Origin of the sequence: Thermasporomyces composti, assembly GCF_003386795.1 — a bacterium.
Classification (GTDB): Bacteria; Actinomycetota; Actinomycetes; order Propionibacteriales; family Actinopolymorphaceae; genus Thermasporomyces; species Thermasporomyces composti.
Genome location: NZ_QTUC01000001.1, coordinates 4,084,370 through 4,107,557 on the forward strand (window position 1 = coordinate 4,084,370; position 23,188 = coordinate 4,107,557).

General features: G+C 70.9%; 20 protein-coding genes. 6 read left to right on the forward strand and 14 right to left on the reverse strand.

The genetic code is table 11. From position 1 onward, the window contains the following. Positions 1-48: 48 nt before the first annotated feature. On the reverse strand, positions 49-1,737 hold the full coding sequence (gene sppA / locus DFJ64_RS17780) for a signal peptide peptidase SppA (RefSeq protein ID WP_115851464.1): 1,689 nt from the start codon (positions 1,735-1,737) through the stop codon (positions 49-51). A 216-nt stretch (positions 1,738-1,953) separates the two neighbouring features. On the opposite strand from sppA, the gene DFJ64_RS17785 reads away from it, so the two are divergent. Further along, entirely contained in the window at positions 1,954-2,961 is a 1,008-nt protein-coding gene (locus DFJ64_RS17785; RefSeq protein ID WP_115852213.1) for a TerC family protein, read from the forward strand. Positions 2,962-3,019: 58 nt separating this feature from the next. Here the strand turns inward: DFJ64_RS17785 and DFJ64_RS17790 are convergent, their stop codons facing one another. The 8 genes from DFJ64_RS17790 to DFJ64_RS17830 all read right to left on the reverse strand — a co-directional run bounded on the left by DFJ64_RS17790 (position 3,020) and on the right by DFJ64_RS17830 (position 13,255). Further along, on the reverse strand, positions 3,020-3,970 hold the full coding sequence (locus DFJ64_RS17790; protein ID WP_115851465.1) for a C40 family peptidase: 951 nt from the start codon (positions 3,968-3,970) through the stop codon (positions 3,020-3,022). A 69-nt stretch (positions 3,971-4,039) separates the two neighbouring features. Next, entirely contained in the window at positions 4,040-4,807 is a 768-nt protein-coding gene (locus DFJ64_RS17795) for an endonuclease V (protein ID WP_115851466.1), read from the reverse strand. A 39-nt stretch (positions 4,808-4,846) separates the two neighbouring features. After that, entirely contained in the window at positions 4,847-5,971 is a 1,125-nt protein-coding gene (locus tag DFJ64_RS17800; RefSeq protein ID WP_115851467.1) for a mandelate racemase/muconate lactonizing enzyme family protein, read from the reverse strand. Between the two features lie 63 nt (positions 5,972-6,034). Further along, positions 6,035-8,731, reverse strand: coding sequence for a class IV lanthionine synthetase LanL (lanL, locus tag DFJ64_RS17805; protein ID WP_115851468.1), 2,697 nt, complete (start codon positions 8,729-8,731; stop codon positions 6,035-6,037). 338 nt (positions 8,732-9,069) lie between these two features. After that, entirely contained in the window at positions 9,070-9,948 is an 879-nt protein-coding gene (locus DFJ64_RS17810) for a serine hydrolase (RefSeq protein ID WP_211310659.1), read from the reverse strand. 48 nt (positions 9,949-9,996) lie between these two features. Next, positions 9,997-10,977 (reverse strand): hypothetical protein, encoded by a 981-nt coding sequence (locus tag DFJ64_RS17815; protein ID WP_170152662.1) that lies wholly within the window; start codon positions 10,975-10,977, stop codon positions 9,997-9,999. Between the two features lie 174 nt (positions 10,978-11,151). Continuing rightward, positions 11,152-12,153, reverse strand: coding sequence for a zinc-dependent alcohol dehydrogenase family protein (locus DFJ64_RS17825; protein ID WP_245941208.1), 1,002 nt, complete (start codon positions 12,151-12,153; stop codon positions 11,152-11,154). 64 nt (positions 12,154-12,217) lie between these two features. Continuing rightward, the gene (locus DFJ64_RS17830; RefSeq protein WP_211310660.1) at positions 12,218-13,255 is read right to left on the reverse strand and encodes an NAD(P)-dependent alcohol dehydrogenase; all 1,038 of its coding nucleotides are present in this window, start codon (positions 13,253-13,255) and stop codon (positions 12,218-12,220) included. Between the two features lie 323 nt (positions 13,256-13,578). On the opposite strand from DFJ64_RS17830, the gene pfkB reads away from it, so the two are divergent. From pfkB to DFJ64_RS17845, 3 genes are read left to right on the forward strand one after another with little or no spacing between them, the layout of a single operon-like run. Next, on the forward strand, positions 13,579-14,577 hold the full coding sequence (pfkB, locus tag DFJ64_RS17835; RefSeq protein WP_115851472.1) for a 1-phosphofructokinase: 999 nt from the start codon (positions 13,579-13,581) through the stop codon (positions 14,575-14,577). Positions 14,578-14,580: 3 nt separating this feature from the next. Further along, positions 14,581-15,618: a 2-hydroxyacid dehydrogenase gene (locus tag DFJ64_RS17840; RefSeq protein ID WP_115851473.1), complete on the forward strand. Its 1,038-nt coding sequence runs from the start codon at positions 14,581-14,583 to the stop codon at positions 15,616-15,618. A 6-nt stretch (positions 15,619-15,624) separates the two neighbouring features. Beyond that, positions 15,625-17,112 (forward strand): FGGY-family carbohydrate kinase, encoded by a 1,488-nt coding sequence (locus DFJ64_RS17845; RefSeq protein WP_115851474.1) that lies wholly within the window; start codon positions 15,625-15,627, stop codon positions 17,110-17,112. Here the strand turns inward: DFJ64_RS17845 and DFJ64_RS17850 are convergent. The 3 genes from DFJ64_RS17850 to DFJ64_RS19295 form a co-directional block, all read right to left on the reverse strand. After that, positions 17,052-17,921 (reverse strand): alpha/beta fold hydrolase, encoded by an 870-nt coding sequence (locus DFJ64_RS17850; protein ID WP_115851475.1) that lies wholly within the window; start codon positions 17,919-17,921, stop codon positions 17,052-17,054. The genes DFJ64_RS17845 and DFJ64_RS17850 overlap by 61 nt on opposite strands. A gap of 75 nt (positions 17,922-17,996) precedes the next feature. Then, entirely contained in the window at positions 17,997-18,488 is a 492-nt protein-coding gene (gene ybaK, locus DFJ64_RS17855; protein WP_115851476.1) for a Cys-tRNA(Pro) deacylase, read from the reverse strand. Between the two features lie 9 nt (positions 18,489-18,497). Beyond that, positions 18,498-18,695, reverse strand: coding sequence for a hypothetical protein (locus DFJ64_RS19295; protein WP_147304753.1), 198 nt, complete (start codon positions 18,693-18,695; stop codon positions 18,498-18,500). A 299-nt stretch (positions 18,696-18,994) separates the two neighbouring features. On the opposite strand from DFJ64_RS19295, the gene ligD reads away from it, so the two are divergent. Next, positions 18,995-19,912 (forward strand): non-homologous end-joining DNA ligase, encoded by a 918-nt coding sequence (gene ligD / locus DFJ64_RS17865; protein WP_245941209.1) that lies wholly within the window; start codon positions 18,995-18,997, stop codon positions 19,910-19,912. Positions 19,913-20,059: 147 nt separating this feature from the next. On the opposite strand, the gene DFJ64_RS17870 is transcribed toward ligD, so the two are convergent. Both DFJ64_RS17870 and DFJ64_RS17875 read right to left on the reverse strand, forming a co-directional pair. Beyond that, on the reverse strand, positions 20,060-20,359 hold the full coding sequence (locus DFJ64_RS17870; RefSeq protein WP_147304754.1) for a hypothetical protein: 300 nt from the start codon (positions 20,357-20,359) through the stop codon (positions 20,060-20,062). Positions 20,360-20,727: 368 nt separating this feature from the next. Further along, positions 20,728-21,384: an MBL fold metallo-hydrolase gene (locus DFJ64_RS17875; protein WP_115852216.1), complete on the reverse strand. Its 657-nt coding sequence runs from the start codon at positions 21,382-21,384 to the stop codon at positions 20,728-20,730. Positions 21,385-21,448: 64 nt separating this feature from the next. Here DFJ64_RS17875 and argS point away from each other — a divergent pair, with 64 nt between their 5' ends. Beyond that, positions 21,449-23,188 carry an arginine--tRNA ligase gene (gene argS, locus DFJ64_RS17880; RefSeq protein ID WP_115851480.1) on the forward strand — a complete coding sequence of 580 codons (1,740 nt, stop codon included), beginning with the start codon at positions 21,449-21,451 and terminating at the stop codon, positions 23,186-23,188.

The window sequence follows — 23,188 nt, forward strand, 5'->3', positions numbered from 1 at the left end:
TGGCGGCGTGAGCGCAGACGACGGATCCTCGTCGTGGCGACCACGTGATCAACGAAGGTCCCACAGGACCGGTGTGGTCAGGACCCCGAGGCGCGGGACGCCGAGGAGATCGGTCAGCACGTCGAGCGGCCGCTGGGCACTTCCTGGCGGCGTCACGAGCAGGGACGTGAGGCGGGTCGTCGGCCCCACGGCGGCCGACGCGGCCAGGTCGTCCGTGGACTCCGGACCCCGCACCCGCTCGGCGAGGCTGAGGTGGGGGAGGGCGCGAACGTCCACCTCCTCACGGCTGACCCCGGCTCGGGCGCACGCGACCTCCACGGCCCGCTCCAGGCCGCCCAGCTCATCGACCAGCCCGCGCGCCTGCGCATCCGCACCGGTCCACACCCGCCCACGGGCTGACTCCTCCACCTGCTCGCGGCTCAGCCCGCGGTCGGCGGCCACCTTGGCGGTGAAGTCGTCGTATACCTGGTCGAGCCAGTGCTCCAGACGCTGCCACTCCTCCTCGGAGAACGCCCGGTACGACGAGAACATCCAGGCGTGCCGGCCCTCCGTGACACCGTCGCGGGTGATGCCGAGCCGGTCCAGCAGGTCACGCACCACGACCTTGCCGCCGAGGACGCCGATGGAGCCGGTCAGCGTGCCGGGCTGCGCGAGGATGCTGTCGGCGGCCATGGAGATGAAGTAGCCGCCGGACGCGGCCACGCTCGCCATGGACACCACGAGCGGCTTACCGGCCTCGCGGACCCGCCGAACCTCGTGGCGAATGGCGTCGGAGGCGACGTAGGAGCCGCCGCCGCTGTCGACGCGGAGGACCACGGCTCGCACTCGTGGGTCTCGAGCGGCGCGGCGCAGAGTGGCGCCGAGGGTGTCACTGCCGATGGAGGTGCTGAGCCCGCGGCGGCTGGAGCGGCCCAGGTGGATGGAACCCGCCCCATGGACGACGGCGACGACGGGGCGGTGAGCGAGGCGGGTGAGCACTCGGCGGGGTTCCATCAGCTTCGACCGCACGTACCGGTGGACGAACCGCAGCCGCACCTCACCGAGGCGCCGACGCAGGTGCTCGTAGACCTCGGCGCGATAGGCGAGCCGGTCCACCAGTCCGGCGTCCTTGGCGTCGCTCGCCGACAGGGGCGCCTCGTCGATGAGCGCGCGAACCCGCTCCGGGGCGAGACCACGACACTCCGCGATGCCCGTCACGATGTGCTCCATCGCCGAGGCCGCCAGCCGAGACGCCGCCTCGCGGTGGGCGTCGGTCATCTGGCTGGCGAGGAACGTGTCCGCGGCGCTCTTGTACTCGTGCCGGCGCGACAGCTGGGGGTGCACGCCCAGCTTGCCGAGCGCCTCCTTGAGGAACACCGCCTCGGCCACAACGCCCGTCAAGCCGACGTCCCCGGACGGCTGGAGCCAGATCTCGTCGAACGCGCTTGCGAGGTAGTAGGGCAGTGTTCCGGGGCCGAGCTCCCCGAACGTCTCGGTCCAGGCGACAGTCACCTTGCCGGTGGCGGCGAACCGGCGGACGGCGGCCCGCAGCTCCTGGATCTGCGCGAGGCTGAGGGCGTGGCCGCCGACGTGGGCGACCAGGCCCGCGACGTCGGGGTCACTGGCGGCGATCCGCAAGCCTTCAACGACGTCGTGCAGCACCGGGCGACGCCGGGCGAGGGCCGCGCTCAACGGGTCCTGGGGCGGGGTCTCGAGCAGCGGAGCGGTGAGGTCGAGCTCGAGCAGCGTGACGGTCATGGGGCCACCTTACGGGCGCCGGAAAGAGACCCGGTGGTGTCCTCGGGCGGCCGGGTAGGTAAGAATGCTCGGGCTGGGAGGGGAGTATTCCCTCGCGACGGCATCGTCATCACGGCTGTCGGGCACGAACGCCCGGACGGCCCGGTGTCGCGGCCCCACGCCGGGGCGGAAGAGACCTCCGGGGAAGTGGACATTCTCTTCTTCGGAGGTACGTGCGTGAACGTCTCGCTGTCGGTGTGGCTCGTGACGGCCGCGGCCTTGATCGTGGTCCTCGTCGCCGACATCCTCGTCATCGGCCGAAGGCCCCACGAGCCGTCGATGCGCGAGGCCAGTCTGTGGGTGAGCGTCTACGTCACGCTCGCGGTCCTCTTCGGCATCGGGATCTACCTCTTCGCCGGAGGCAGGTACGCCGGAGAGTTCTTCGCCGGCTGGATCACCGAGTACAGCCTGTCGGTCGACAACCTGTTCGTGTTCCTGGTGATCATGACCAGGTTCGCGGTGCCCCGGGCGTACCAGCAGACCGCGCTCCTGATCGGCATCATCCTGGCCTTGGTGCTGCGCGGCATCTTCATCGCGCTCGGCGCCGCGGCGATATCGGCCTTCTCCTGGGTGTTCTACATCTTCGGCGCGATTCTGCTCTACACCGCCGTCCAGTTCGTGCGGGGTGACGCTGCCGACGAGTCGGAGTACAAGGAGAACCGGGTCACCAGGTGGGCGACGCGGCACCTGCCCGCAACGGACCGGTACGACGGCATCAAGCTCATCGTCGTCGAGAACGGCCGCCGGGTCGTCACCCCGATGCTCCTGGTGATGGTCGCGCTCGGCACCACCGACCTGCTCTTCGCCCTCGACTCGATCCCCGCGATCTACGGGCTGACCAAGGAGCCCTACCTGGTCTTCACGGCCAACGTGTTCGCGTTGATGGGGCTTCGCCAGCTCTACTTCCTCATCGGTGGGCTGGTCGACCGGCTGGTCTATCTGTCGTTCGGGCTCGCGGCCATCCTCGGCTTCATCGGCATCAAGCTCATCCTGCACGCGTTGCACGAGAACAACCTGCCGTTCATCAACGGCGGGGAGCCCATTCACGCCGTACCGGACATCGGCATCGCCCTCTCCCTGACGTTCATCGTCGGCGTCCTGGCGATCACGACGATCGCGAGCCTGGTGAAGGCTCACCGAGGAGTGCGAAAGGAGCGGGCGAAGCGCGAGGTCGAGACTCGCTGAAGGCTCGCGGGCCGCCCGCGCTCGAGGGTGGGACCGAGGTCGGGCGGCGTCGGGTGGTCTAGTCGGCCAGGACGCCCGCTTGGTCGAGGAGGGTCTCGAGGCGTTCGTCGACGATCTCCTCCTCGCTCACCCGCCTGCCGTTCTGTGGCGCGTGGAGCAGGCGAAGTCCATCGCCGGTCGCGAGGCCGACGTGGTGAATCTTCTTGCCGGGATGGGCGAAGAAGTACGCGTCTCCTGGGCGGACGTCCTCAAGACCGATCCGCGTCGCGGCCTCGGCCTGGTCGTGCGCGTCACGGGGGACGATGCGTCCGAGCGCCCGGAAGCTGAGGTGAACCAAGCCCGAGCAGTCCAGGCCGAAGGCGCTCAGCCCACCCCACAGGTACTCCAGCCCGACGAAGCGCCGCGCCGCCGCGAGGACAGCGTGGCCGTCGACCTGCCGCCTGGGTGTCACCGGGTAGACCACGCAGCTGGTGGGGTCCAGCCAGCCGTCGCGGCCGCCGGGCAGGCCGACCCGAACACCGGCCGGGGTGTCCTCCAGCGCCGGCAACACCGTGGCGTACGAGACATCGTCGATGAGCGGTTCGCCGCCAGGACAACGACGGATGGGAGCGGCCTCCACCGCGACGACCGCGGCGCGGTCGGACGGGACTGGGGCGGGGCCGACGTGGGCGCGTGGGACCCACCCGGGGTAGCCGCGCGGGTGCAGCTCCGACGGCTGCCACAGGGCGACGACCTGCAGCCAGTCGCCTCGTTCCGCGATGACGTCGACCGGCTCACCGAGGAGGAGCTGGCTGAGTACCCGTCCCACCAGGTCGGCGCGGGCGGGTGTGTCGAGGTGGGCGGCCCACCCGCGTGGATCCGGTCGCGCCGCGACGATGGGAGCGTCGAGGTCTCGCACCGCGTCCGGCTCGGTCCACAACGTCGTCGCGGCGACCTGGATCGCCCACGGACCGGGTCGTGAGACGTCAGGCCCGGCGACGGTGGACGGGCGGTGTGACGGATCGGTCATGGAAAGCCACCGTAGCCGAGCGCGGACCGTGACCGTCCGAGCGCGGTTCTGTCGCCACGCGCGTGAGCGTCAGCGGTCTTTCGCGGGATCGGCACGTTCGTGCGGCTTGGACGCCTCGCTCGTGGATGAAGCGGCCGAGCTCATGCGTCCACGAGCTCTCCGCGCCAACTGGCGCGCCTCGCGGAGAGGAAGCGGCGTTCGGTACACCCGGGTCGCCAACCGGACGACCTCGACCGCGACGTCCGGCGTGGTGCGCCAAGCGGCGTGCACCACGAGCGGACGCCTGGTCGCCCGCGTCCGCATCCATGCCCCGACGACCTCGCCCTCCAGCACGACTGGACTGGTCGCTCCCGCGGTGTCGGCCGGCCACGCTCCGGTCGCCAGCAACGGACGATGGGTGACACCGACCGTCGGCAGGTCGAGCACGGCCCCAAGGTGCAGCGCGAGACCCGCGCGGCGTGGGTGGTCGCGCCCGGTGGCGTTGACGAGGAGGACGTCGGGTTGGACCGGCAGCGCCCTGACCGCCGCTTCCAGCGCGACGCCTTCCCGTCGGGCCAGTTGACCGGTGACGTACGGCGCACCCGCGTGGCCACGGTGGACGCGGGCCGCGACGCGCCGACCGGTGTCGCTGGCGATCGTGACCGCGGCCGCCCACACCTCGTCGCCGGCGTCGCCTCGCCCCTCGGTGCCTCGCGGAGAGCAACAGAAGCAGCCGCCAACCAGAATCGGTCGACCTCGCGGCGGCCACCACGGCGGCGGGGTTGCAGCGGCGAGATCGCGTTGGATCGCGGCCAGGCGCTCAGGATCCTCCGGCCACGAGACAGCGAGCGGGCCCATGTGTTCAGCACACCACGACACCGCTCCGGGGATCCCGTGCTACCGCAGGCCCGTGACCCCCAGCCCGGGCGCGTCGGGCAGGACGACCTCGGGTCCCTCGTACCTCATCCCGCCCTCGACGGGGGATTCGGCCAGCCACCACGCGGCGTCCAGGTCGCTGACCAGGGTGGTCCCACACGCGGCGGCGAGACTGGCCGCCGCTCCCACGCCGATCGGCCCTTCCACCATCGAGCCGATGAGCGTGCCCATCCCATGCGCCTCGGCCAGGTCGAGCAAGGTCCGCGCGGGGCCGATCCCACCGCACTTGCCGAGCTTGACGTTGACCAGGTCGGCGGCTCGACGGCGGATGACCTCGACGAGGTCCCGGGCGCCGTAGACGGCCTCGTCGGCCAGGATCGGGGTGGTGACCCGGTCGCTGACGAACGCCAGGCCGTCCAGGTCGGCGGCGGCGACGGGCTGTTCGACGAGCTCGACGTCGAGGTCGGCGTCCTCGAGCGCGTGGATGACCCGGACCGCCTCCCGTGGAGTCCACCCCTGGTTGGCGTCGATGCGGATGAGCGCGTCGGGCCCGACGGCGTCACGGACCGCTCGGACGCGGGCGACGTCGGCACGCGCTCCCGCCGCCGTGCGTTGACCGACCTTGACCTTGAGGACGGTGAACCCCTCCTCGAGTCGGGCGCGTGCCGCCTCGGCGAGCTCGTCAGGCTCTCCCGCGGAGAGGGTCACGTCGGTGAGCACCCTGCGGCTGGTGCCACCGAGCAGACGTACCAGAGGGATGCCGAGTCGACGTGCCGCGAGGTCATGAAGGGCGACGTCGACAGCGGCCTTGGCGTTGTGGTTGCCGACGACCGACGTGTGGACGGCGCGCAGCAGCCTGGTGAGGTCGTCGGGATCGGCGCCCACAAGAGCGTCGCGCAACGGCCCCATGACACAGGCCTGGGCGCCGGCCATCGACTCGCCGGTGACCCGCCACACCTCCGGTGCCTCACCCCAGCCGCTGTTCCCGTCGTCGTCGAGCACCTCGACGAGCAACGACTCCGATGTCGTCGCGCGGCGCAGTGCGGTCACGAAGGGGGTGTGCAGTGGGGCGCTGACCGGGTGGCACCGGACCTCAGTGATCCTCGACACGCCAGCCGACGTTACCTGCCGCTTGGGGCGCTCCATGTCCCTGGGTCAACGTCCCTGGGTCAACGTCCTCCGCGCGGGAGTGGGTGTACGGCGTGGCCGTCACCAGGGAACGGCTGGCTCCGGAACCGCTTCCAGTGACTCGTCGACCAGCAGGCTGTCGAGCAGGAACGCCCGCGCGCCACCGTGCCGCAGTCGGAGGAGGTACGACACCACCCCGGAGAGCCCGACACCGTAGTCGGCGCCGTGGCTCCGAAGACTCTCGTCTGGCAGGAGGACGCGCCCGCGGCGACGGCAGTGACGCACGGCGAGCAGCGGGACCAAGTCCTCGGCCCAGGCGCGGTAGGTGGGGTCGGCGAGCCACGCGGCGGCGTCGAGGAGGAACTCACCGTCCCCGGCCAGCCCGTGGCAGACGACAGGCGAGGCGGTCCACCGAGCACGGTGGACCGCGCCGGCGGCGGCCCGGGCGTACTCGGCGAAGCGCTGTTCTCCGGTGACGGCGAACAGCCGAAGGAGGAACGTTCCAATCCCGGAGGACCCGTCGCACCAGTGCGACCTGCGCGTCGAGTCGTGCGGTCCGACCGGCCACCACGCGGCGCCGTCGTCGTCGCTGGAGGCGGCGCGACACAGCGCGGACCCGGCCTCGGCTGCCAAGGTGAGGCACGCCTCGTCCTTGAGCGCGGTGCCCAGGCAGAGCAGGGCGTAGCCGATCCCCGCGACGCCGTGAGCGAAACCGTAGTGGCACGTTCCGGCGAGCCGAGACCGGATACCGGTGGGGACCGGCCACGTCGGCCCGCAGGATCCGGGGACCGCCGCGTCGCGCAAGGAACGCGCACACTGAGCGGCCCGTTCGAGGAACCTGCCATCACCGCCGCGGTACTCGCCCGCGCCTGCCCGGCTGACGCCGGCCAGGTGAAGGTGGGCGAGCGCCGCTCCCGCTAGCCCGTGCGCGATGCCGGGCACGGGCCAGCTGGTCGGGAGCCGCAGTGCCACCCGTTCGGCGTGAGCACGCAACTGCGGTTCGTCGAGCGCCACCGCTGCGTCGGCGAGAACCCACGCCGTACCCGCCAGGCCGTCGTACAGGCCGGGAAGGAGCGGCTGGCCGTCCTCGCAGCGGTCCGCGAGCCACGAGGCCGCCTTCCGTGCGGCGGCATCCAGACCCAACGGCGTCCGCTCTGGCGGGATGCGGGCCCGCGCCTGGAGCAGCACGGAGAGAACACCAGCGGCGCCGTGGTGGACGGAACGAGGATCCGTTCGGCGCCCTGGCTCGCTCGTCGGCCACAGCCGATCCTCGTCGGGACGCATGGTGGCGATGAGGTACTCGAGGCCGTCGGCGAGCAAGGCGTCGACCGACGGATGGTGGACCGGAGGAGGGGAGGGCGGGGTCGTGCGGGCAGCCGACAACAGCTGGCTCGCGCTCGGCAGGTCCCCGCGCTCCGCGGGATCGTCGGCGAGCAACGTCATGATCGCCGGCGCGAACAGACGCGCGGTGTCGCTGTAGCGTGCGACGAGACCCAGCCAGGGGGCGAGCCGCTCACGCATCGGTCGGTGCTCGTGGCCGTCATCGTCAGGGAGCACGGGATCGTTCCCTGTGGCGAGGAGGAACAGGAGTGCCCCAAGCCCGAACAGGTCCTGGACTGGCGTCGCTGGAACTGGCGTGTCCGGATCGTGCACCTCGGGTGCCCGGTACTCGCGGGCCCCTCGGCTGGGCGCGACGTGCCCGGTCGGCACCGCGTCGCTCACGGTGATGAGCGTCGGCCACCCGTCGGCGCCGACGACGATGTGCGACGGGTCGAGGTCCCGGAGCACGTACCCCGCCCGGTGCACTGAGGCCAGCAAGGACATCAACCGTCGAGCCACCAGCAGGGCCGCTGGCGCGGGCACGCCGCCCTCGCTCCCGGCATGCTGCTGAACCCACTGCCGCAAAGGTGTGGCTGGCCGGCTCTCACAGACCACGAACAGGTCGCCGGCGTTGGCGAACGCCTTGAGCGGACGAGGTACGGGCACCCTCCGTGCCAGGTGGTGGAGGGTGTGAACCTCTCGGAGCAGTCGAGCGCGGGCGTCGGTGCCGTCAGCGTCGACGTCGGTGTGGGCGCGAGCGTGCTTGAGCACGACGTCGGTCGACCTGGGTTCTGCAGCCAGGTCGGTGGCGAGGTACACGCCACCTGTCGTAGTGACCCGCAGAGCGGAGGTGACGAGGTATCGACCGTGCAGGAGTATCGGACTCCTGGAGCGGTCGTGATCGTCGGCGCGATCGACGTGGAGCGGCGGGCGCTCGGCGCCGAGGCGGAGGTAGGGCCTGCGCTCGGAGACCTCGCACGCCACGACGGTCGCGGACGCAGCTCGTGCCGTCGTGAGGTCCACGTCGCCGTCACCGTCACTGATGTGGACGATGCCGCCGATCCGGTAGGGCCGAGCCTGCGGGATGCGTGGTCCGGGCAGTCCTCGGGTCGCCGTGTAGAGGTGCCTGGCCAGGTCGAGCAGGTGGGCGTCGTCGCCGTCCTCGGGCGAGGTGCTCAGGAAGATCCCGAATTCGCTGGCGGCGCATGTTTGACTGCCGAGGTGACGGACATGCTCGACCGTGGGAGCGAACGCGAACGGCAGAGCTCGCTGGGCAAGGAGGGGAACCACCACCTGAAGGATCGTCAGGGCCGAGTGCGGCGCTGCCGACAGGTGCAAGCGCCACGGCCTCCCGGTTCTGCCGGTGGAGGGCACGGCGACGTACCAGGGTGTTCCAGGGACGATCCGCCACGACCCCGGGTCGAAGTCGTCGAGCAGACGCGCGACCTCGTCAGCCAAGGTACGTTCCTGTGATGCCCCTGGCAGCGCCACTGATCTCTCGCCCCCTCGGTGTCGTGTCCGCCACCCCGCCGGGGCGTTCCCGAGCAGTCGCCGACCACCGTGCCGCGCAGAGACCGGTCAGTCGCGCGGATGCCACCCACAGACGCCCCTTCTGTCGGTGCTCCGCAACTATGCGTGCACATACGACTACCAACTGGTGTTACGGGGCGCAATGACTTCGGCGAAGAAAAGTCGCGGAGTCAGGTCACGATCCGAGCACGACGTTCCACAATCGCCCGAGGTGCCCGTCGGAGGTGCCGGTCGTCTGTCGGGGCGTCGACCACCCGGACGCGCACTCAGGAGCCCGCGACCAGGCGTCGATCACTCCAGCTCGCCGCCGCGACCCGCGCCACCAGGTCGCACGCCTCCTCGTCTCCCAGTGGCGCGCTCACACAGGTCACGAGAACGTAGGCGGGCGCGTCCGGTGGAAGGACCACAGCGGCGCTGTGGCGGATGCCATCGACCCACCCGTTCTTGTGCGCGACGGCTGTGCCGGGTGGCAGGCCTCGCACCACGTCGTCGGTGACCTCCTGGGCGAGGAGGTTTGACAGCATCTCCTCGCACGCCTCCGGCGAGGCCAGGGCGCGGTCACCGTGAGCCGACCGTCGGGCGCCGAGGTAGACCGCGGCGAGGAGGGCGGCGAGGTCGCTGGCGGTCACGACGTTCGACAGCCCTGCGTCCTCCGCGGCATAGTCCTGGATGCCGCGCGCCACGGTGGAGCGTCGGGCACCGACCGCAGCCCAGACCTCGGCGACCGCGGCCATCCCGACCCGCTCCAAGACCAGGTTGGTGGCGAGGTTGCTCGACCGCACGATCATTCGCCGGACCAGCCAGCGCAGCCGGGCGGTTCGGCCGAGCCTCTCCCACGGCTGCGGGTCATTGTCGTAGTCAGCCGTCGACCGGTACGTCGTGCCATCGCCGAGGGCGGAGGGGAACTCGTCGTGCACCAGGACCTCGGCGTCCAGGTCGAGCCGCCCCGCCTCGGCGAGCCGGTAGGCCGCGGCCATGACGGCGACCTTCATCGTGCTGGCCGCGTAGTGGGGCTCGTCCGGCAGCCGCGCATAGACCGGAGGGCGTCCCGGCGGGCCGCACCACACCGACACGGTGCCGGGCACCGCGTCCAACGTGGGCTGCAACCGGGCGAGGGTCGGCGGGGTCGACGAAACCGCGGTCACCCACCCAGTGTGCCGGGCGCGGCCCGCGCGACGGATCGCGGCGTCGGCTCAACCGCTCCTTTCGCCACGCCGCCACAGCGCGGGGTGGACGAGGACGGCCACGCACAGCGCACACCCGGTCAGCACGGGCGCGAGGAACGAGTCCAAGATCTGGTGGACGGGTGGCAGCCAGCCGGGCAGGGCGGGGAAGTCCCAGGCCAGAGCAGGAGGCAACGCGCGCTCGACCCACACGTCCAAGCGAGGCATGACGATGACGGTGAGCCGACGGAGAGCGGCGATGGTGAGGAGTGCGCAGGCCAGCGCTCCGGTGCCGAGGGCGACGCGTGCGGTTCGCAGGCGCAAGACCGCATCGAGCGAGTCGTCGGGCTCCGGATACCTGAACAGGCTGAGCCACACCGCGGCCGTCGTCGCCGCCGCGACCGCGACGAGCAGGGTGAGAACCAGCCAGAGACGTGCGAATCCCTGCGGTGGCGTGGCGACGGCCCCGATCAGGTCGGCGCGCTGGGAGTACCAGGTGACCACGTGATGCGCCCACCGCTGGGCGGCGAAGCCCACCACCGCGGCGAGGAGACCGCAGACGAACAGGGCGAGAGTGACGACGATGGCCGCGAGGTGGAATGGGTCGAGCGACCGCAGGACACGACACGGCCGCCGGCGCAGGCGCCCGGTGCTCTGCCGTCGCGACGTGCTCCGCGAGACCTCGGCCACCACCAACGTGAGGAGCGCTCCCCCGACCAGACCGCCCGCCAGGCCCCAGATCAGGCTCGCCTCGCCCTCTCCGACCAGTGCCGTGAGGCCGGTAAGACCCGGTACCAGGAGGACGACCAGGACCAGGAAGATCTGGCGATGCTGGCGGAGATAGGTGGCGGCCCGCTCGCACTCCTCCGGCGTCGGCGCCGCCACACCGCAGCACTGCAGGAACGCCTCGCCACGCCGTGGGGTCGGTGACGAGAACCGCAGCCCCAGGCCCGCGGCGGCGGCCCCGGCGAGGCCGAGCCCCAGCAGCTCCGCAGGTGTCGGTGTCGGCATCGTCGCCCCTCGTCCGCGCCGACCCGACCCATCCGCGTGGCCGACGCACAAGTCCTCGCGCATGAGGTGTCGTGCCCACGAATCGCGGAGCTCATGCGTCAAGGCGCGACATGCCGCCCACCCGCCGCGGCGGGCCTGCTCACCGTGAGCCGTTGCGCAGCGGACGAGCGCCGCTCAGGGAACGACCTGGATCTTCCGGCCGATGCCGGCTTTGAACCTCTCGAGCGCGGTGGCGTAGTCGTCGAGCGGGAAGCGGTCGCTGATCAAGACGTCCGGACGCAACACGCCGTTGACGAACAGGTCGCCCGCTCGCTCGAAGCTGTGGAGCACCGCCATCGAGCCGGTGATGGTGATCTCCTGGTTGTAGATCCGGTACGGCTCGATCTCCACGCGGGCGTCGTACGACGAGACGCCGAACTGCAGGAACGTACCCCCGCGACCCACCCGGGCGAGCCCGTCCTGGATGGCCGCCGCCACCCCGGTGCAGTCGATGACGACGTCCCAGCCGCGCGGGAAGTCATCCGCGAGCTCGTCCGCGTTCGTCGCCGCACCGGAGCAGCCGAGCTCGCGCGCCGTCTCCAGGCGAGCCGGGTTGAGGTCGACGACACTGACGCTGCCCGCGCCGGCCCGCTTCGCCAGCTCGAGCATCATCAAGCCCATGGTGCCCGCGCCGTAGATGAGGTAGTGGTCGCCGAGCACGCGGGGGAGGACGTCGAACCCGCGCACCGCGCACGACAGCGGCTCGATGAGCGCCGCGTCGGCTGTGGACACCCCCTCCGGGAGGCGGTAGCAGTTGCGCACGGGTGCCACGGCGTACTCGGCGGCGCCGCCGGCGGTCGTCACACCGATCGCCGCCCAGTTCTCGCAAAGGTTGCCTCGCGCTCGCCGGCAGTAGTGGCACTCCCCGCAGTGAAGGGAGGGATCGACCGCCACTTGGTCGCCGACGCGGACCTCGGTGACGTCCTTGCCTACCGCCACGACCTCACCCGCGAACTCGTGCCCGGGCACGACGGGGAGGGTCGGGGCGAACTCGCCCTCCAGAATGTGCAGGTCGGTGCCGCAGAGCCCGCACGCGGCGACCCGGACCACGACGTCCCGAGGGCCAGGGGAGGGGTCGGGCACCGTCTCGACGCTGACCTGTCCCGGAGCGCAGATGACCGCGGCCTTCAAGGGCATGTCCTTCCAGTCGTAGGGGAGAGACCAGTCGTCGTGGAGAGACCGGTCGCAGTGGAGAGAGCTGTCATTCCTGGGGACGCACCACCGGCTTGAGGGCCGTCTCGTCCTCCGCCGTGATGGTGAGTGCCCGCTCGGTGTCGGCCAGACCCATGTGGTGGGTGACCAGGCGGTCGAGGTTGACCGCACCGGACGCGGCGAGGGCGATCGCCGCCGGCCAGGTGTTGGCATACCGGAAGGTACCGGTCACCTCGATCTCGTGGCGCTGCACGTGCGCCAGCGGGAGGGAGATCTCGTCGCCGCCCATGCCGACGAGGACCACCCGCCCGCCAGGGCGCACGCGTCGGATCGCCGGACCGATCGCCGCGGGCGCGCCGGAGCACTCGAGGAGCACATCCGCCTCGACCTCGGCGTCCGCGAGGGACGTCGTGGTCACGTCGACGGTCATGGTGGCGCCGAGCTCGGCGGCCACGGCCAGCCGCTGAGCCCGGACGTCGGTGACCACGACCTCGGGCGCGCCGAGGGCGCGCGCCACCTGCAGCGCGACCAGTCCGATCGGGCCCGCGCCTGTGACGAGGACGCGAGTGTCCGGACCGACGCGGGCCTTGCGAGCGCTCCAGACGCCCACGGAGAGAGGCTCCAGGAGGGCGGCGGCGTCGTCGGACAGGCTGTCGGGGACCGGGTGGGCGAACTCCTCGTGCAGGACCACGTACTCGCAGAAGGCGCCGTCGACCGGAGGTGTCGCGAAGAACCGCATGTCGGGGCAGAGGTTGTAGCGCCCCAGACGGCACTCCACGCACGTGAAGCACGGCACGCCGGGTTCGAGAGAGACCCGCTGACCCGGGGAGAGCCGGGTGACGTCCGCGCCGCAGGCAACGACCACGCCGCTGGGCTCGTGCCCGAGGATGAGCGGCGCACGGACCACGAAGTCGCCGATGCGACCGTGCTCGTAGTAGTGGACGTCGGAGCCGCAGATGCCCACCGCCCGGACCTGGATGAGGACTTCGCGAGGCCCAGGCACGGGCACCGGACGCTCCTCGAGGACAAGCTCGCCAACCCGACGAAGCACTGCGGCTCGCATCGTCTTCGGCACCGTGTCAGTCATGGTCAGCTCCACGCTCCCGAGTCGGTCGAAGCCCGCCAGGCGGTGGTTCAGTGGTCGTTCCGCGCCGAGCTTCCCGAGGAGGTCGGACAGCCGTCAAGGGTGGGCGGACGGATCCGGTCAGGTCGCTCGACCCTAGGCAGCGTCCCTGGGCAGCGTCGTCGCTCCCTGGAGGTCACAGCTGCTGGGTCCGCTGATGACCCGGCCTAGAATCCGGCCGGCTACGAGGCAGGCCACGCTCGGGTGGCCGGTAGGCGGAGGACAGGAGGCGTGATGGACTCCGGCACCTCGCGGAGCGACCCACCCGTGTCCCAGGTGGTGGGCCCGTGATCGTCACGGTCACGCCGAACCCGTCGCTCGACAGGACCCTCGATGTGCCCGATCTCGTCGTCGGCGGCGTGAACCGGGCCGCCGGGCGGCACGTCGAGCCGAGCGGCAAGGGTGTCAACGTCACCCGAGCCTTGGCGATCAATGGCGTGGAGTCCGTCGCCGTGCTGCCCTCCGGCGGTCCGGAGGGCGAGCAGGTGTTGCGCCTGCTCGAGGCCGAATCCGTGCGTTACGTCGCGGTCCCGATCCGCGAGCCGGTGCGGGTCAACATCACCGTCGCCACCGTGAGCGGCGTCGCCACGAAGATCAACGAGCCCGGCCCCACGCTGACCGACAGCGAGGTGGCGGCTCTCATCGATGCGGTCCTGCGGACGAGCCGTCACGGCGACTGGGTCGTCGCCTCGGGCAGCCTCCCTCCTGGGGTCGCCGCCGACTTCTACGCCGACCTGGGATCCCGCCTCCGCGCCGAGGGACGCCGCTTCGCGCTCGACACCAGTGGCGAGGCCCTGCGGCACGGACTCGCCGGCCGCCCGGAGATCCTCAAGCCCAACCTCGAGGAGCTCGCCGAGGTCGCGCATCGTCCACTGCGCACGCTCGGTGACGTGGTGGCCGCGGCAGAGGACGTCCAGCAGACCACGGGCGGTGCGGTCCTGGTCAGTCTCGGTGCGGCCGGTGCCGTCCTCGTCGACGGTGAGCCACCCCTGCACGCCCAGGCGCGGGTCGGCGAGATCCGCAGTGCCGTCGGCGCCGGGGACAACGCGCTGGCCGGTTTCCTCGCCGCGATCGACGCCGGTCGCGACCGGACGGCCGCGCTCAGGGAAGCCGTGGCCTGGGGGTCGGCCGCTGTCCGCGCCCCGGGGAGCCTCGCCCCGCCCGTGACCGACGTCGACCGCCAGGCTGTGCGCCTCCAGCCACGGCTCGACCTCGACCGAGTGGTGTCCGATCCTCGACACGCTGGCACCCCGTTCCGGCCCGACACCTCAGCTCAGGAGGACTGAACGATGCGGATCCTCGCCGTCGGCGACCACTTCATCCCAGCCTCGGCGTATGTCGAGGCGCTCGCCGAGGACGTCAACGTCGACGTCCGGACTGTCGAGTGGTCGGGGGACAAGGCACAGCAGCACGCGGCGCAACAGCTGATGGAACGTCACGGTCCCGACGCGGTCGCGGTGCCCACCGAGGTGGTCGAGGCGGTCGCTGACGCGGAGGCGCTCGTCCTGCACTTCGCGCCGGTGCCGGTCGCCGTGCTGGACGCCGGCCCGAAGCTGCGGGCGATCGTCGTCGCTCGGAGCGGGCTGCAGAACGTCGACATCGCGGCGGCGACCGCCCGAGGAGTGGCGGTCGTCCCGGTGCACGGCCGCAATGCCACCGCGGTCGCCGAGCTGGCGATCGGCCTGATGCTGAGCGAGGCCCGGGCCATCGCACGGGCGGACGCGTCGGTGAAGTCCGGCGGCTGGCGCAAGGACTTCGGCGGCCCTGGCCGCGAGGTGGGCGGAAGCACGGTGGGTCTGGTCGGCTTCGGACACGTCGGCCGGGCGCTCGCCCGACGTCTGCGAGGCTTCGACGTCCGCCTCCTGGTCAGTGACCCCTACGTCGAGGCCAGGGTGCTCGACGAGTACGGGGCGGTCGCGGTCGACTTGGACACCCTCTTCCGTGAGTCGGACTTCGTGCACGTTCTCGCCCGACTGACCCCGGAGACCGAACGCCTCATCCGGGCGGAGCACTTCGCACTGATGAAGCCGACGGCGTACTTCATCAACACCGCTCGGAGTCGCGTCGTCGACTACGACGCTCTCTACCAGGCGCTGGCGGAGGGACGCATCGCGGGCGCCGGTCTCGACGTCTTCGACGAGGAGCCGCTCCCCGTCGACAGCCCGTGGCGCCGGCTCGACAATGTGACCATCACCACCCATTTCGGTGGGGACACCACCACCACCGTCAGCCGATCCGCCGAGCTGGTGGCTCAGGCGGTTCGGGAGCTGGTGCAGACCGGACGGATCTCGTCCGCGGTGAACGCCCGCGACCTGGGGTGGAGCTGACGAACCATGACGGCTGACCTGTTGCTCGGCGTGGACGCCGGCCAGACCGTCACCAAGGCGTGCGTGTTCGATCGGTCCGGCCGTGAGCTCGGCGGTGGTAGCGCGCGGGTCGAGGTCCACAGCCCACGTCCCAGGTGGGTCGAACGCGACATGGAGGAGGTGTGGCAGGCGACCGGCGTGGCCATCCGGAACGCCTTGGCGGACGCGGGTGTGACTGGGGACCGGATCGGCGCGGTGGGCATCGTGGGGCACAACGACGGGCTCTACCTGGTCGACGAGAACGGTGCGCCAGTCCGTCCCGCTGTGACCGCGATGGACACCCGCGCTCACGAGGTGCTGGAGGAGTGGCGATCCGGCTCGGTCTGGACGCGCGCCCTCGAGCTCACCGGTCAGGTACCGTTCGCGGGCTCGCCCTCGGCGCTGCTGGCGTGGTTCGCGCGACATGACCGTGGAGCGCTCGAGCGCGCTCGATGGGTGCTGTTCTGCAAGGACTGGCTCAGGTACCGCCTGACCGGGCGCGTCGCGACTGACCCGAGCGAGGCGAGCGCCGCGTTCACCAACGTCCACACCCAGCGGTACGCGGACGAGGTGCTCGCGCTGTATGGCCTCGGCTGGCTCGCTGACCGGTTGCCACCCCTCCTGCGGAGCGAGGAGATCGCGGGGGAGGTGAGCGACGCGGGCGCGGCCGCGACCGGGCTCGCGGCCGGCACCCCCGTCGTCACCGGGGCGCACGACGTCGACGGCACAGCGGTGGGCTGTGGAGCGGTACGCCCAGGGATGCTGAGCCTGGTCGCCGGGACCTTCAGCATCAACCAGGTGGTGAGCAAGGAGCCGATCGTCGACGAGCGGTGGCAGGCACGCACCTTCGTCCGGCCGGGGGAGTGGCTCACCATGGCGACGTCTCCCTCGTCGGCCACGAATCTGGAGTGGTGGCGGGGCGTGTTCGGCCTGAGCGCCGACGGGGAGGCGTACGCCACCCTGGAACGTGAGGCGAGCGCCGTCCTCGACGGCCCGAGCCGGCTCCTCTACCACCCCTTCCTCTACGGCTCCCCGTACGGGGAGCTCGCGAGCGCGGCCCTGCTCGGTCTGCGCGGCTGGCATCGCCGCGGTGACCTCGCGCGCGCGATCATGGAGGGCGTTGTCCTCGGGCACCGCGTCCACGTCGACGCGCTGCGAGAGCGGTTCAGTCTGGAGGGACCCGCCCGGCTCTCCGGCGGCGCAGCACGCAGCGCCGTGTGGTCGCAGATGTTCGCCGACGCCCTCGGCATGGAGATTGAAGTCCCGGCGTGTGAGGAGGCCGGGGCCCGCGGTGCCGCTCTCCTCGCCGCGCTCGGCATCGGGGTGTACGCGAGCCTCGACGAGGCCGCGGCGACGGTGCCGATCGCGCGCCGACACGCCCCGGACCAGCGGCGTCGGGCCGTTCTGCAGGAGGCCTACGACGCGTTCGTCGCCGCCGCGTCGGCGTTGCGCGACGTGTGGGCTCGCTGGGGCTGACGGCCGTCGGGGACTTCGCTGGGCCGCGCGGTCGAGATGATCGCCGCCGCGATGGCCTCCGCATAGCCCGTGGGGTTGTCGTAGGCCATGGTGTGGCCGGCGTCAGGAACGACGTGGACGGTGACCCCCGCGGCGGCCAGGTCGGTGGCGTCCACGTCGCCGGACCGCTCGCCGACCAGGTAGGCACGGGGCATGGGCGCGGCGAGCAGCTGGGCGCGGAAGGTCGGGTCGCGCTCGGCCAGCAGCGAGACGGCCGCGCGGTACATCGCGAGCGGGGACCAGCGTCCTGTCGTCGCGTAGAACAGCGATTGGCCAGCCGCCCGTTCCTCTCGCTCGACGCTCGCTCGCAAGACGTCGTATCCCCGCATGACGAAACGGGTCTCAGGCTGGTCGGCGATGTGCCGGCTCAGCCTCCCCACGCCGGGGTCGAGGTTGGGCTCGCTGGTGACGAGCTGGCCCACCAGGTCAGGTCTGGTGTGAGCCAACGTGATCGCCACCGAGCCACCGAGGCTGTGGCCCACCACCACGCAGCGGTGGAGTCCGAGGCCGTCCAACAGCGCGGCGACCGTTGCCGCGTGCTCCTCGATCGTGTGTCCGAACCACCCTGGTCCGGGGTCACTCCATCCGGTGCCGAGGAGGTCGACCAGGAGGGACCTGCGACCGCGCAGCGCGGGATGGGTCACGATCTCGGGAAACTCCGCGGTGGCGGCGGAACCCAGCCCGGCAAGGTAGACGTGAGCTGGACCATCGCCGGGCAGGTCGAGATAGCGAATCCAGGCGTCGTACGCGGAGAGCCGATGTGCACGCATTGGCGTAGTTTAGGCGGCTTCGTCCGTCTACGTCTTCGCTCGCGTACGTCTCGTCACCGGTGATCGGCAACCTTCTCAGTCCCGCCGGTCGCCGATCGCCGCGGTGATCGCGGCTGTCAGCTCGATCAAGGTCGCCGGAGATGCCTCGATCTGTAGTCCGCGGCGGCCGGCGGAGAAGTAGATGGTCTCGAAGTCGAGGGCAGATATGTCGACGACGGTGGGCAGCCGCTTGCGTTGGCCGAGTGGGCTGATCCCGCCTACCACGTAGCCCGTCGCGCGCTCCGCCTGGACCGGGTCGGCGAGTGTCGCACGCTTGCTGGTGAGCGCAGCGGCGCAGGCCTTCAGGTCGAGCCGTACGGCCACCGGGACCACCGCCACGGCGAGTCCACGGTCGGTCTCGACCACCAGTGTCTTGAAGACCCGCTCGTACGGCACGCCGAGCGCGTCGGCCGCCTCCTCGCCATACGACTGGGCGCCGGGTGCGTGCTGGTAGGAGTGGAGGACGAAATCCGCGCCCGCCTGCGTCAGGGCGACGGTCGCTGGCGTCGCGTTCCTGACCTTCCGCACGCGTGCAGCCTACTGGTCCGATTGCGCAGGGTCCGTGCCGCCCGAGAAGCCGAGCCCGAGGCCCGGACGAACGAAGGCCCTGAGCGAGTCGGCGGCGAGGCGGCGCACGGCTGCTTGCCCCACCCGAAGGTCTCGGCAGTTCGTCCGGTAGACCCCACCGACGTAGCCGTCGACGTATGCCGGGTCACCGGAGTCGACGGTTACCACGAGCTTGACTCGAGCGGGGCAGCGAATGCCCGGCGAGGGAGGGGACCACGTCGAGTCGCCGACGGCGAGCGGTACCTGCTCGTCGGCCAGGTCGTCCGCCCACTGTCTGTGCCGGTGCGGTCGCCTCAGGCCGCGGTCGCTGTCGTCGACGCTGTTTGTGGACCGAGGCCGGGGGTAGGTCGCGGAATGATGGTGGGCCACGGTGATGGCACGCGGACATGACGAACCCGTTGGATCTTCTCGACGAAGGGCAGCGGCGTCTCCTGCGCCCGTCCTCTCGTGTCGAGTGGCGTCAACCTATGCTTGCCACACTGACAGACAAGCCCTTCTCTCACCACGATTGGGTCTTCGAAGCCAAGCTCGACGGCGTCCGAGCGATCGTGGTACGGACAGGCGGCGACGTCTCGCTGTGGTCGCGCAACCGCAAGGACATGTCCGCGAGCTATCCCGAGCTCGTGGACGCCTTCGCCCAGCAGGTGGCGGACAATTTCGTCGCCGACGGGGAGATCGTCGCGTTCGACGGCGACCTCACCAGCTTCGCCAAGCTCCAGGCGCGGATTCACCTCACCGACCCGAGACGAATCGCCGCTACCGGCGTCGACGTCTGCATCTACCTGTTCGACTTGCTGGTCTACGACCGCGTCGACCTGACCGGCCTGCCGCTCATCGCGCGCAAACGCGTCTTGCGCGCGGCGTTCGACTACCACGGTCGTCTGCGGTACTCGTCGCACCGGGCCACCTACGGCGAGGAGTACTACCGACAGGCGTGTGCCCACGGATGGGAGGGTCTGATCGCGAAGCGGGCGAGCTCTCGGTACCAGGAGGGACGCCGCTCCCGCGACTGGCTGAAGCTCAAGTGCGTTCGCGACCAGGAGTTCGTCATCGGCGGCTTCACCGACCCGAGCGGCTCTCGACAAGGGTTCGGCGCTCTCCTCGTCGGCTACTACGACAAGGGCCGGTTGCGCTACGCCGGCAAGGTCGGCACCGGCTACAGCGACCAGCTGCTTCGTGACTTGCGGGCCCGGCTGGACCGGATCGTCCAGCCATCCTCACCGTTCTCCGAGCCAGTTCGGGAACCCGGTGCCCACTGGGTGCGTCCCGAGCTGGTCGCTCAGGTCGGCTTCACCGAGTGGACCAGTGACGGGAAGCTGCGTCACCCCCGTTTCCTCGGGCAGCGTCTCGACAAAGACCCGACCGAGGTGGTGCGGGAGACCTAGCCGGCGCGCGGCGGAGCGCCAGCGACGGTCACCGCCCGTGCGCAGTTTCCGAGATGGGCCCCCTCGTGGAGTGTCTGCCTCATCACCGTCGACGTGGCCGACCGCACGCCCACGGCGCCGTGGCCGTTCGACGTGACGGTCGGAACGTCACGAGCGAAGGACCTTCGTGCGACGGCGCTGCTCCCGGGCCGCGTTCACGGTGGCGACACAGAATCCGATGGCGATCAGTCCACCGATTGTGCCCACGATGATGCTCCACCGTTTCTGCATCGCCGCCTGCTCCTCGTACGACCTGGCCTCCTCGTCATGCCCGATCGTGATGCAGGTGTCGTTCTCCCCCATGGACACACCGTCACACGTCACAGGGCCGTCGTACCTGATGACTGCCACTGCGCAGAGGAGCAGACCGAAGAGGACGCCAAGAAGCCCTTTGGCGATCACTTTCACAGGAGCCACCTCGTGAGGGACCGTCGGATCGGAACGCAGAAGGTTCTAGTGACCTCGCGCACGGGGTGACGAGCTCTTTCGATGCTGATCGAACGAGGTGGCAAGCGGCTGATCGAACGAGGCGGCAGGCGCCGAAAGGAACGGATGCCGACGGCTTCGGCGACACCGTGTCGGCGCACGACGTGCGCTGCGTCCTCGCCGTGGCGGTCGAAGCCGTGGCGACGATCACACAGCCGCCAGGGAGCTCCCCGGCGGTGACGTCGGCCGCGTCGCCGATCCGGACGCCGGAGATCACCCCGGCTCCACGTCGGGGCCCCGGCCGCGTGCTCGCGGTGCCCGACGTCGACGCGTCCGGAGCCGCCGGGCGCTCACCAGCCCCGGGCGCGCCACTCACCGAGGTGAGGACGCTCGGTGCCGAGGGTGGTGTCAGCTCCGTGTCCGGGGTAGACCCAGGTCTCGTCCGGCAGCCTGTCGAACAGCTTGCGCTCGACGTCGTTGATGAGGCTCTCGAAGTTCTCCCTCGACCCGTGGGTGTTGCCGACGCCGCCGGGGAAGAGGCTGTCGCCGGTGAACAGGTGAGGCCGGCCGCCGGGCTCGTCGTACAACAAGGCGATCGACCCGGGCGTGTGCCCGACGAGGTGGATCACCTCGAGCTCCGCCGCGCCCACCCGCACGTGATCGCCGTCGTGAAGCGGCACGTCGGTCGGCACCGGGATGCCGGGCGCGTCGTCGACGTGGGCTGCCGTGCGGGCACTGGTGGCCTTCACCACCTCCGCGAGCGCCTGCCAGTGATCTCGGTGCCGATGCGTGGTCACGACCAACGTCAAGGGTCCGGGGCCGAGCAGGCCGAGGAGGGTCGGCGCTTCGGCCGCCGCGTCGATCAGGAGCTGCTCGCCGGTCTTGACGCACCGCAACAGGTAGGCGTTGTTGTCCATGGGGCCGACCGCGACCTTGGTGAGCACCAGACCAGCCAGCTCACGGACCGCGGGCGGCCCGCCAACCGTCACATTCCCGTCGTACGCCACGAGCCGACACGCTAGCGCACGGGAGACCCGCCAGGCCTCCGGCCGGTTGAGCGCCCGTGAGAGCATGCATACCGTGACCGACCTTCCCCAGCTGCTCACTGAACGCCTGGCCCGCGCGTTCACCGAGGTCGCGGGCGAGCCCACCGACCCCGCGGTCCGGCGCTCCGAGCGTGCCGACTACCAGGCCGACGGTGCGCTGCCGCTGGCGAAGACGTTGCGTCGCCCGCCGCGGGACATCGCCACCGAGGTGCTGAACCGAGCGGATCTCGGCGACCTGGTCGCCCACGCGGAGGTGGCGGGCCCAGGGTTCATCAACCTCACCTTGGCCGATACCGCCCTCGCCGGCCTGGTCGAGCAGATGGCGTCCGACGAGCGCCTCGGCGTGGCGAAGGTCAGCGAGCCCGAGCGGGTGCTGGTCGACTACTCCGGCCCCAACGTCGCCAAGGAGATGCACGTCGGCCACCTGCGTTCCACCATCATCGGCGACGCGCTCGTCAGACTCCTCGGTCACCTGGGGCACGAGGTTGTCCGCCGCAACCACATCGGTGACTGGGGCACGCCGTTCGGCATGCTCATCGAGCATCTGCTCGACATCGGCGCCGACGAGGCGGCGACCGAGCTGTCGGTGGGCGACCTCGGCCGCTTCTACCAGGAGGCGCGGAAGAAGTTCGACGCCGACGAGAACTTCGCCGAGCGCGCCCGGCGTCGGGTCGTCGCCCTGCAGAGCGGCGATCCCGAGACGCTGCGGCTGTGGCGGTTGCTCGTCGACGAGTCCGCCCGCTACTTCCAGCAGGTCTACGAGCGGCTGGACGTCCTGCTCGAGCCGTCGGACATCGCCGGTGAGTCGAGCTACAACGACCAGCTCGGGCCGGTGGTCGAGGAGTTGGTCCAGCTGGGCCTGGCGGTGGAGAGCGAGGGGGCGCTGTGCGCCTTCCCGAAAGGCTTCACCGGACGCGACGGCAAGCCGATCCCGCTGATCCTGCGCAAGAGCGACGGCGGCTACGGGTACGACACCACCGACCTGGCGGCGCTGCGGCATCGCGTGCGCGACCTGAAGGCCCGGCGGATCATCTACATCACCGACCTGGGGCAGCGGCTGCACTTCGAGATGCTGTTCGAGGTCGGCCGGGAGGCGGGATGGCTCGGCCCGCACGCGACCGCGGAGTTCCACGGCTTTGGCGTCGTCCTCGGCTCGGACCGGAAGCGGCTGAGAACTCGGGCCGGTGAGTCGATCAAGCTGATCGACCTGATCGACGAGGCGGTGCGGCGGGCCGCGAGCATCGTCGCGGAGAAGGCGCCACACCTGAGCGCTGAGGAGCAGCAGGACGTGGCCCAGGTCGTGGGCGTCGGCGCGTTGAAGTACGCCGACCTGTCCAACGACCGGGTGAAGGACTACGTCTTCGACTGGGACCGGATGCTGTCCTTCGACGGGAACACCGCGCCGTACCTGCAGTACGCTCACGCCCGGATCCGGTCCGTCTTCCGTCGCGGTGAGATCGATCCCGCCACGCTGCGCGGCGCGTCGGTGGTCATCGCGGATCCGACCGAGCGGGCGCTGGCGATGCGGCTCGCTGAGTTCGAGGGTGTGCTGTACAAGGCCGCGGAGACGGTCGAGCTGCACCGGATCTGCGGCTACCTCTACGACGTGGCGACCGCGTTCACGGCGTTCTACGAGCGGTGCCCCGTGCTGCGAGCCGAGGACGAGCGGACCCGGACGAGCCGTCTCGTGCTGTGCGATGTCACGGCCCGGGTGTTGGCGACGGGCCTGGCGACGCTCGGGATCACCGCACCCGACCGGATGTAG